General features: G+C 36.4%; 10 protein-coding genes. 7 read left to right on the forward strand and 3 right to left on the reverse strand.

The annotated features are described in order from the left end of the window. Positions 1-7 precede the first annotated feature (7 nt). The 6 genes from ACY651_RS20990 (at position 8) to ACY651_RS21015 (ending at position 6,637) form a co-directional block, all read left to right on the forward strand. A complete protein-coding gene (locus ACY651_RS20990; protein ID WP_462255481.1) occupies positions 8-1,414 on the forward strand; it encodes a cobalamin-dependent protein in 1,407 nt (468 codons plus the stop codon). After that, positions 1,411-2,643: a PDDEXK nuclease domain-containing protein gene (locus ACY651_RS20995; protein WP_462255482.1), complete on the forward strand. Its 1,233-nt coding sequence runs from the start codon at positions 1,411-1,413 to the stop codon at positions 2,641-2,643. The genes ACY651_RS20990 and ACY651_RS20995 overlap by 4 nt, the downstream gene beginning before the upstream one ends. Positions 2,644-2,654: 11 nt before the next feature. After that, positions 2,655-4,685 carry a methylmalonyl-CoA mutase family protein gene (locus ACY651_RS21000; RefSeq protein WP_462255483.1) on the forward strand — a complete coding sequence of 677 codons (2,031 nt, stop codon included), beginning with the start codon at positions 2,655-2,657 and terminating at the stop codon, positions 4,683-4,685. 25 nt (positions 4,686-4,710) lie between these two features. Then, positions 4,711-5,100, forward strand: coding sequence for an SMU1112c/YaeR family gloxylase I-like metalloprotein (gloA2, locus tag ACY651_RS21005; protein ID WP_462255484.1), 390 nt, complete (start codon positions 4,711-4,713; stop codon positions 5,098-5,100). Further along, entirely contained in the window at positions 5,097-5,711 is a 615-nt protein-coding gene (locus ACY651_RS21010; RefSeq protein ID WP_462255485.1) for a DapH/DapD/GlmU-related protein, read from the forward strand. The genes gloA2 and ACY651_RS21010 overlap by 4 nt, the downstream gene beginning before the upstream one ends. A 62-nt stretch (positions 5,712-5,773) precedes the next feature. Then, positions 5,774-6,637, forward strand: a complete 864-nt coding sequence (locus ACY651_RS21015) for an aldose 1-epimerase family protein (protein ID WP_462255486.1) — start codon at positions 5,774-5,776, stop codon at positions 6,635-6,637. 5 nt (positions 6,638-6,642) lie between these two features. Here ACY651_RS21015 and ACY651_RS21020 read toward each other — a convergent pair whose 3' ends face one another. The 3 genes from ACY651_RS21020 to ACY651_RS21030 all read right to left on the reverse strand — a co-directional run bounded on the left by ACY651_RS21020 (position 6,643) and on the right by ACY651_RS21030 (position 8,197). Next, positions 6,643-6,918: a hypothetical protein gene (locus ACY651_RS21020; protein ID WP_462255487.1), complete on the reverse strand. Its 276-nt coding sequence runs from the start codon at positions 6,916-6,918 to the stop codon at positions 6,643-6,645. Positions 6,919-7,071: 153 nt separating this feature from the next. Then, a complete protein-coding gene (locus tag ACY651_RS21025) occupies positions 7,072-7,434 on the reverse strand; it encodes a hypothetical protein (RefSeq protein ID WP_462255488.1) in 363 nt (120 codons plus the stop codon). Positions 7,435-7,612: 178 nt separating this feature from the next. After that, on the reverse strand, positions 7,613-8,197 hold the full coding sequence (locus tag ACY651_RS21030; RefSeq protein WP_462255489.1) for an RNA polymerase sigma factor: 585 nt from the start codon (positions 8,195-8,197) through the stop codon (positions 7,613-7,615). A gap of 1,361 nt (positions 8,198-9,558) precedes the next feature. Between ACY651_RS21030 and ACY651_RS21035 the strand changes: the two genes are divergently transcribed. After that, positions 9,559-10,228: DUF6496 domain-containing protein (locus ACY651_RS21035; RefSeq protein ID WP_462255490.1), on the forward strand; the 670-nt coding region annotated here is incomplete at its 3' end.

Raw genomic sequence — 10,228 nt, forward strand, 5'->3', positions numbered from 1 at the left:
ATATTTTATGAGTCTTATATTAAAAAATAAAGTTAGAATTGTAACCGCTGCCAGTTTATTTGATGGCCATGACGCTGCCATAAATATTATGCGCCGCATTATGCAGGCCAAGGGTGCCGAAATTATTCATTTGGGCCACAATAGAAGTGTGCTTGAAATTGTGGAGTGCGCCATTGAAGAAGATGTGCAGGGCATTGCCATTACCAGTTACCAGGGCGGACATGTAGAGTTTTTTAAATACATGAAAGATTTGCTGGAGCAAAATGGTTGTGGCCACATAAAAATTTTTGGTGGTGGTGGCGGAACTATTCTTCCATCTGAAATTGAAGAGTTGCATAATTACGGCATTACAAAAATTTACAGCCCTGATGATGGCAGAAGAATGGGGTTGGAAGGAATGATTGAAGATGTAATTATTCAGTGCGATTTTGAATTGAGCGGAAACGGCAATTATAAAAATGCTATGACGCTTGGTGAAATACATGATGTAAGAAAAATTGCAAGACAAATAACGAATGTAGAGAATGGAGTGCAGATGACTGACGATGGACAACAGACGACTGAGAAGACTATTCCAGTGTTGGGTATTACCGGAACGGGTGGTGCAGGAAAATCTTCTGTAACTGATGAAATCGTTCGTCGTTTTTTAAATAATTATACCGATAAAACCATCGCCGTAATTTCTGTTGATCCAAGCAAGAAAAAAACTGGCGGCGCTTTACTGGGAGACAGAATAAGAATGAATGCGATCTCATCGCCAAGGGCATACATGCGAAGCCTTGCCACAAGAGAAAGTGAAAAAGCATTAAGCAAATATGTACAGGAAGCGATTGATATTTGTAAAGCTGCCAAATATGATTTTATAATTTTAGAAAGTGCCGGTGTGGGGCAAAGTGATGCCAGTATTTTAGATTACTGCGATGTAAGTATGTATGTGATGACGCCGGAGTATGGCGCCGCTTCGCAACTGGAAAAAATAAATATGCTGGATTATGCCGATGTGGTTTGCGTAAATAAATTTGATAAAGCCGGCGCATTAGATGCCTTGCATGATGTACGCAAACAATACAAACGCAACCATAGTTTATGGACGGCTAAGGATGAAGAACTGCCGATTATTGGTACCATTGCTGCACAATTTAACGATGCCGGTGTAAATGAATTGTTTGAAAGGCTGATGGAAAAAGTGGCAGCAAAATGCGGTGTAAAATTTCATGGGGAAATTGAACATCATGCACATGTAAAAGATACGGCAAGCCAGTCAACTATTATTCCGCCTAAACGGGTACGTTATTTAGCAGAGATTGCAGAAACTATAAATGAATATAACAATTGGGTAAAAGAGCAGGCAGCCATTGCTACTAAATTATATCAGTTGGATGGCGTAATAAAAATAATGGATGATAAAAAATGAGAACTCCTGTAAAAAAATATAATCAGTGGTTGGTGGAGTTAAAAACTAACATTCATCAAAGCCGTTTACAAACTGCACTAAAGGTGAATACCGATATGCTGATATTGTATTGGTATATTGGTAAACAAATAATACAAAAAACTGAAGCAGAAGGATGGGGTGCAAAAATTATTGAACAACTGTCTGTTGATTTGCAAAAGGAGTTTCCAGACATGCAGGGCCTTTCGGTAAGAAGTTTAAAATACATGCGGCAATTTGCTGCTGTATATCCCGAATTATTAATTGGGCAACAGGCCGTTGCTCAATTGCAAAAAAAGCCGGTAAAATTAATTACGCAGCAGGCTGCTTTAATTAAAAATAATAAAAACGTAATTGGGCAGCGGGCCGCTGCCCAATTACAAAAAAAATCAAAAAGTCTAATTGGGCAGCAGCCTGCTGCCCAATTCAGCAATAAAATATATTATCTCTCCAATCCTGTACTGGTCAACATTCCATGGGGACAACATATGTTATTAATGGATAAAATAAATGACAATGAAGAACGTCTTTGGTACGTTAATAAAACAATAGAAAATAACTGGAGCCGCACTGTATTGCAATATCAAATTGAAACTGATTTATACCAACGACAGCATAAAACAAAAAAGGCCTCCAACTTTCATTTAACGTTACCTAAGCCACAGGCCGACCTTGCTAATTCAATTTTAAAAGACCCTTATGTTTTTAGGTTTGCACAGATGGGAGAATTTGTAAACGAAAGAGAATTGGAGCAACAGCTTATAAAACACATTCAGGAATTTATTATGGAGCTGGGTGCAGGCTTTGCATTTGTGGGCAGGCAGGTAAAATTAGTTACAGGCAAAAAAGAGCACTTCATCGATTTACTTTTTTATCATTTGTATTTGCGGAGTTATGTGGTAATAGAATTAAAAATGGAAGAATTTGAAATGGCGCATACAGGGCAAATGAACGGCTATTTAAATATGGCAAATAAACAACTGCGACAGCAGCACGATAATCCATCAATAGGAATTATTTTATGCGGCGCAAAAGATACTATAGAAGTGGATTATGCACTCACCAGTATCAATCATCCCATTGGTGTAAGTGAATATACATTCAGTAAATTGTTACCTAAAAATTTAAAAGATAAATTACCCTCTGCAAAACAATTGCAGGATGAGGTAAACCGCTTTCTTAAAAAAATAAAATCTGTAAAAAGAAAATAACAGTGTAGTATATGCCAGCAAACGAACTGAAAAATAAATACAACGAACTGAAAGAAAAACTGCACCCCGATGTAAAAAAACTATTGGAGCAATGGGCAGTATTGCAAAAACAATACGAAGGCGATTTTTTTGAATTTGATGTAAGAGGGAAAAAAATAAAACAGGACCTAACGTACAAATCTTTAAGCGGTACCAAAATAAGTAAAGTGTATTTACCCAAATACAAAGACTGGGGCGATATTTTAAAATGGCAGTTGCAGGAAAATGTACCGGGAGAATTTCCTTATACCGCCGGAGTGTTTCCATTAAAAAGAGAAGGCGAAGACCCTACAAGAATGTTTGCCGGCGAAGGCGGACCCGAAAGAACCAACAGGCGTTTTCATTATGTGAGTTTAGGGCAACCGGCAAAAAGATTATCAACAGCATTTGACAGTGTTACATTGTATGGCGAAGATCCTGGTCACCGGCCTGATATTTATGGCAAAGTGGGTAACAGCGGTGTAAGTATTGCCACGGTTGATGATGCCAAAAAATTATACAGTGGTTTTGATTTATGCGATGCAAAAACATCGGTAAGCATGACCATTAACGGCCCGGCACCAATGCTGCTGGCATTTTTTATGAATGCCGCAATAGATCAGCAATGTGAAAAATATATTATTGAAAATAATTTACGGGGAGATGTAAATAAACTGATTGAATCAAAATTTGACATTGAAAAATTACCAAAGTATTTAGGCGTAGATGGCAAACCGGTGCATCATACAAAACTTCCTAAATCATCAGGGTCTAAATTCCCCTCTTCAGGAGGGGATTTAGGGGAGGCTGGGCTTCCCTCAGGTAATGATGGCCTTGGCTTACGTTTATTAGGCTTAAGCGGCCAGGACGTTTTGCCGGCTGACGTGTATGAAAAAATAAAAGCAAAAGCATTAGCAACTGTAAGAGGAACAGTGCAGGCCGATATTTTAAAAGAAGACCAGGCACAAAACACCTGTATATTTTCTACAGAGTTTGCATTAAAATTAATGGGAGATGTGCAGGAATATTTTATTACGAATAAAGTGCAGAATTTTTATAGTGTAAGCATCAGCGGTTATCATATTGCAGAGGCAGGTGCTAATCCTATTACGCAATTAGCATTCACTTTATCTAATGGTTTTACTTATGTAGAATATTATTTAAGCCGTGGTATGAACATCGATGATTTTGCACCCAACTTATCTTTCTTTTTTAGTAATGGAATGGACCCTGAATACAGTGTGATAGGAAGAGTGGCCAGGAAAATTTGGGCCAAGGCAATGAAATATAAATATAAAGCCAACGACCGCAGCCAAAAATTAAAATACCATATACAAACCAGCGGCAGAAGTTTGCATGCGCAGGAAATTGATTTTAATGATATCAGAACAACGCTGCAGGCATTGTATGCCATTTACGATAACTGCAACAGTTTACATACTAACGCCTACGATGAGGCTATTACTACACCCACCGAAGAAAGTGTACGCCGTGCCATGGCCATTCAGTTAATTATTAACAGAGAACTGGGTACAGCAAAAAACGAAAACCCCAACCAGGGCGCTTTTTTAATAGAAGAATTAACCGATTTGGTAGAAGCTGCAGTGCTGGAAGAATTTAACCGCATTACCGAACGTGGCGGTGTATTAGGCGCCATGGAAAGAATGTACCAGCGCAATAAAATACAGGAAGAAAGTTTGTATTACGAAACATTAAAACACACCGGCGAATATCCTATTGTTGGTGTAAATACTTTTTTAAATAAAAATGGCAGCCCTACTATTTTACCAACAGAAGTAATACGCAGCACAACAGAAGAAAAAGAATTTCAAATATCAACATTGCAATCTTTTAAAGAAAGACATAAAGATAAAAGTGCTGAAATGCTGCAACGTTTACAAAAAGTTGCTGTTAACAACGGTAATTTATTTGCCGAGTTAATGGAAACGGTTAAGTATTGCAGCCTGGGGCAAATTACAAATGCGTTGTATTCAGTTGGAGGGCAGTACAGGAGAAATATGTAAATTATCAAATAATAAAAACAGGGCCTTGTTAAAACTAAACCATGTACATCATATCGCCATAATTTGTAAAAATTATGAAGTGTCCAAAAACTTTTACACCAAAGTATTGGGTTTTACCATTAAGCAGGAAGTTTACCGTAAAGAAAGAGATTCTTATAAACTTGATTTATCCTTAAACGGAAAATATGTAATTGAATTATTTTCATTTCCAAATACACCGACAAGGCCATCCAGGCCCGAAGCTGCAGGCTTACGCCATATTGCTTTTGAAGTGGATAGTATTGATGACACCGTTGTTGAATTAAGTAAACATAATATTATTGCAGAGCTGGTAAGAATTGATGAATTCACCAAAAAAAAATTTACTTTTATTGCTGACCCCGATGATTTACCCATAGAATTTTACGAAAAATGATTGTAATAGAAGATTATATTAAATCCTTCTCTAAATATTTTAAGCAGCATCAACAGCCATGGGAAATAATTAACGAACTGCCCGAAACAATAATTGAGTTCCTTAAAAATTGTAATGCTGATTTTAAGATAGAGAATAACATTGCTGTACATAAAACTGCGGTAATAGAAGCAGGGGCAATTTTAAAATCACCAGCAATAATTGGTACCAATTGTTTTATTGGTGCCAACGCTTACTTAAGAGGTGGAATATTTTTAGCAGACGGTGTTACAATTGGAACCGGTTGCGAAATAAAAAGCAGTATAATTTTTAACGAAAGCGCCATAGCCCATTTTAATTTTATTGGTAACAGTATTATTGGCAGCAATGTAAATTTTGAAGCAGGTGCAGTTACCGCAAATCATTACAACGAAAGAGCAGATAAGCAAATTGAAGTATTATATAATGGAACAATAATAAAAACCAATACAAACAAGTTTGGTGCATTAGCAGGGGATAACTGTAAAATTGGCGCTAATGCTGTTTTATCTCCCGGAACATTACTTACAAAAAATACCATAGTAAAAAGATTGGAACTGGTGGAACAAGTTATCCCTTTCAGAACATTATAGCCCATAGCCAAATTTCTTCTGCGTAATCTGCGAAATCAGCGGGCAATAATTTATTTTGCAGGATGATTATTTTAGAAAATAAAAACCTCCGTGCAGTAATTGCATCCAAAGGTGCCGAACTGCAAAGTTTAATAAATAAACAAAATAATTTAGAGTACATGTGGGATGGCGCTGCAGCATGGCCTAAGCACAGCCCTGTCTTATTTCCCATTGTCGGAGGATTAAAAAATGATACGTATTATTTTAACGATAAGGCCTATAAATTACCCAGGCATGGTTTTGCAAGAGATAAAACTTTTTCGCCAGAAAAAATCAGCGATACAGAAGCGGTATTTACAGTAACAGAAGATGAGCAAACGCTGCAAGTGTATGCTTTTGCATTTACATTAAAACTGCGGTACAAATTAAATGCAGCAGCCATTAGCTGCACTTACGAAGTATATAACAGCGGTAAAGAAGACTTGCTTTTTTCTGTTGGGGCACATCCGGCATTTGCTGTACCATTAACTAACGATACTATTTACACCGATTATTATTTACAGTTTAACGCTGCAGAAATATTGCAGCGCTGGAAACTGGCTGACGGATTGGTATCTGCAGTTACTGAAGTTTTACCTGTAGAAAATAATAAACTTTTATTGAACGAAGCATTGTTTTACGAGGATGCTATTGTTTTAAAAAATATGCAAAGCAATACAATTACACTCGGCTGTAATAAGCATGATCATGGATTGCGTTTTACATTTAATGATTTTCCTTTTTTTGGGATATGGGCAGCTAAAGATGCGCCTTTTGTTTGTTTAGAACCCTGGTGTGGCATTGCCGATGGTATTAATATTAATCAGCAGTTTAAAGATAAAGAAGGAATAAATGTACTGCCTGCAAACGAAAACTGGCAACGCACCTGGAGTGTGGAATGTTTTTAAAATAATTAAAATAACTCCTCACAATAATATCCTGCATTCAGCAAAATATTTTCTATTTCTGCCCCCGCAATATTGCGGCTTACAATACGCAGCACCTTATCGCAGTCATCTAAATCTACATTCCATTTTATAATATGCGGATGAACATCTAATAATGATTCCACATCTTCAATACGCTTGGCATCGGTAAGGTTAGTTTTAAAAACAAGAATTTCAATATTGTTTTTACTGCCTGCTGCTGCAGGCACTGCGGTAAAATAGTTAGTTTGAAACGTATTCATAACAAATCGGTTGGTTGATTATTATTAAACAGGGATAAAGTATTTAAAAAACTGTAAACTTTTGTAAGATATAATGCCAGCGCTTAATTAGTTAAGTTTATTGGTGTGAACTGCAGATTTTAATGAGTGAATGGTAAAAGGGCCACCAATTTTTTAATCCACCGCCCTTGTTTCACTATCTTTTCTGTCAAAACTTCCCCATCTGCCACCACAACGATTTTTCCACTCTGCTTTAAATTTTTCTCTTTCTTCCGGTGTCATATTCTCAAAACGTTGTTTCATTTTTTGTTTCCAGGCGGCACTGCCCCGCCAGCCGCCCCTGCCGCCAAAGCCACCAAATAATATCTTACTTAAAAGTAAAATACCCAGGGCCTGTAAAAATGTTATTGTTTTTACACCAATTACTGCAGGTAAAATATTATTCCACAAACTCATTACCACAAAGCCAAATACTAATACAGCAAGGGTGCCAAAAATTAATATCATCAACCCTTTTTTAATCCATAATTTTTTCATCTTTTTTATTTTTGTTAGCCACAGCCGCAAAGAAGCACAGAGGTTTTTATCCTTTTTTTATTTAGCGCTTTCTTGTCTTTGTAACATGCTTTAATAATTTTATTTACAATTTTTTGTCCTGATATTTTTACGAAAACACTACAGATGTATTTTTCTGTGCTTCCGTGCCCAGGTGGAATCATCCATAATTTAATAATTCATCTTTTAAAACACTCAACCGGTTTCTTAAATGCAATACTGCATAACGCTTACGGCTGATGAGTGTGGCCACACTTTCTCCGCCTGCCGCCGCTATATCTTTAAAAGCAATGCCATCAATTTCGTTTTGTATAAAAACTTCCCGTTGCTCTGCCGGCAGTTCGTCCAGTGCCGCTTTAAGTTCTTCCCAAAAAATATTACGCAGGTATTCCGTTTCGGGGGTAGTAGCATCGCTAAACATTATTTCCTTCCAGTTAAAGCTGTCGTCTTCGGTTTCACCATTGCTTAAAATATCATCGGCAAGGGGTAATTTTTTTTTGCGGTAGCTGTCGGTAATTTTATTTCGGGCCACTTTGTACAGCCAGGCCGTTGCCTGCTCTATTGGTTCGGTATTGCCGGCAAACTGGTAAAAAACATCCTGCAAAATATCTTCTGCATCTTCATTACTGCTTACCCGCTGCTTAATAAACCCAAACAGGCGGTTACTTATAGCCTTAATAGTATTGGTAATATTTTTGTTGCGTTCAGCAGCCATTGGTATTGCTATGGTCATTGCATCTTCCATTGTTATACATGCAGACGAATGACGAATGATTATATTTTAAAGATGAGCATTTTTTTTAAATATGCCGTAGCAATACCTTAAATGGAGTTTTAATTTTGTAGATAAATATCTACACCACATTACTTTATGTGGCCACAAAATTAAAAAAGCAGCGCTTTAAATTTGTGGTATAATATGCAAAAGCAATTATAGAACCTAAATCCTTTGAAAACTATATTGACCGTAATCCCCAACCTTAAAGAAAACTAACAAATCAATTCCAATGAAAAGCCCCGAAACGGGGTTTTTTGTTTTTATACCTTTTCGGCAAATACCTCCAACCACAATATAATACCGCTAACCCTTTAAAAGCGATACTAAAAGCATAAGAAAAAATAGTCAATTATTTTTTTGAAAACTAAACCTTTCCCAACCTTAAAGCAAAGCACCTATCAATTCCGATTAAAAACCCCGATACGGGGTTTCTTTACCAGCCTTTTTAACACTTACTGCAGCAGCATAAAATAAATGTGGCTTTATTATTACAAGCAATAGCACATAATTTTATAAAAAATATTTTAGCAGCTTTCTATATTTGCATTGTGTTTAAAAAATAACCTATCCATATCCAATCTATCCTCTTAAAAAAAACGTTAATTGAAACACAAGAAAAAATTAACCAGATCCTAAGAAAAAACCAAACCGTAGTCTTAATCCCTGTAGAAAACAATCAATTCCAATGAAAAACCCCGATTAGGGGGTTTTTTATGCAATTTCTTTTTTTAACATAGAACAAAACCTACAAAGCTTTCCATTAATTATTATAAAATATTGGCTGAGCTAAAATTATATTTGTGTTACAATATCCAATCCATCCAATGAAAGGCAGCCCGTTTACCGGCACTCATGAAAACAAACCAATACCATTGAAAAACCCCGACTGAGGGGTTTTTTCTTTTAAGCCTTGGGCTATCAAGTTTATACAATCTTCAAACAAAAGTAAATTCGACCGGCAAAAAAAATAAAAGAACTAAAACTGTTTCAATTTATAAATCTTGAAGAACAGTAGCACAAAAGCCTCATCAGGGAACCACCCCGAAAAAGGGATGTAATCTTTTTCGGGTGGCTTTTTTGTTTCTTTTTTTCCACAAAAAAAGAAAAGAAAAAAGCTGCTGCAATTGAAAATATACAACCCAAGAATAAACAGTCATTGATATTTTAATTATAAAACACAAGCATTTACTCATGCAGGGGAATTTTATCAACAACATTCATGCATAATAACTCCATATTATTTTTTTGAGTTGCAATTAATACTGGTACAGTTTTGGTGAGTTAATTACAAACTAATAATTAACCATACTGGTTTTAAAAAATTAATTATGGCAAAATATTCTAAGGCAGCACAAAAAGGAGTAAAATCTGCAATAAAGCGTATGGAGAAAGGAACACTACGCAGCGGCAGCACCGGCAAAAAAGTAACTAATCCCAAACAAGCTATCGCCATTGGTTTATCGCAGGCAAAAAAGAAAGGCGCTAAAGTGCCGGTAAAGAAAAAAGCTGCCGCAGTAAAAAAAGCCACACCAAAAAAAGCCACACCAAAAAAAGCAATTAAAAAAAATACAGCAGTAAAAAAAGTAATGCCTAAAAAAGCGGCTGCAAAAAAGGCCGTTGTAAAAAAAATAGCCATAAAAAAGTCAACTTCTAAAAAAGCCACACCAAAAAAAGTGGCCCCTAAAAAAGCAATTGCAAAAAAAGCAGTAACAAAAAATATAACGGCTAAAAAAATAGCCTCTGCAAACCCTGCACCGGTAAAAACATTTATTTCACCATTAAGAGCTGTGCCGCCACAAACGAAACAGGCAGATAAAATAACCGACACAACAAGTTTGCCGCAGGCAAAAGAATTATCCGAAGAGCTGGTAGAAAAAACAGCCAATGCTAATATACCAGGCCCGGCAATAGAAGAACCATCAGGCAACGGGTTAACTGTACCTGCAAAAATAGAAGACCCGTTAACCAGTTTTGATAAACATGTTTTTCAAAAAGCAA

Source organism: Ferruginibacter sp. (genome assembly GCF_031391665.1).
Taxonomy (GTDB): Bacteria; Bacteroidota; Bacteroidia; order Chitinophagales; family Chitinophagaceae; genus Ferruginibacter.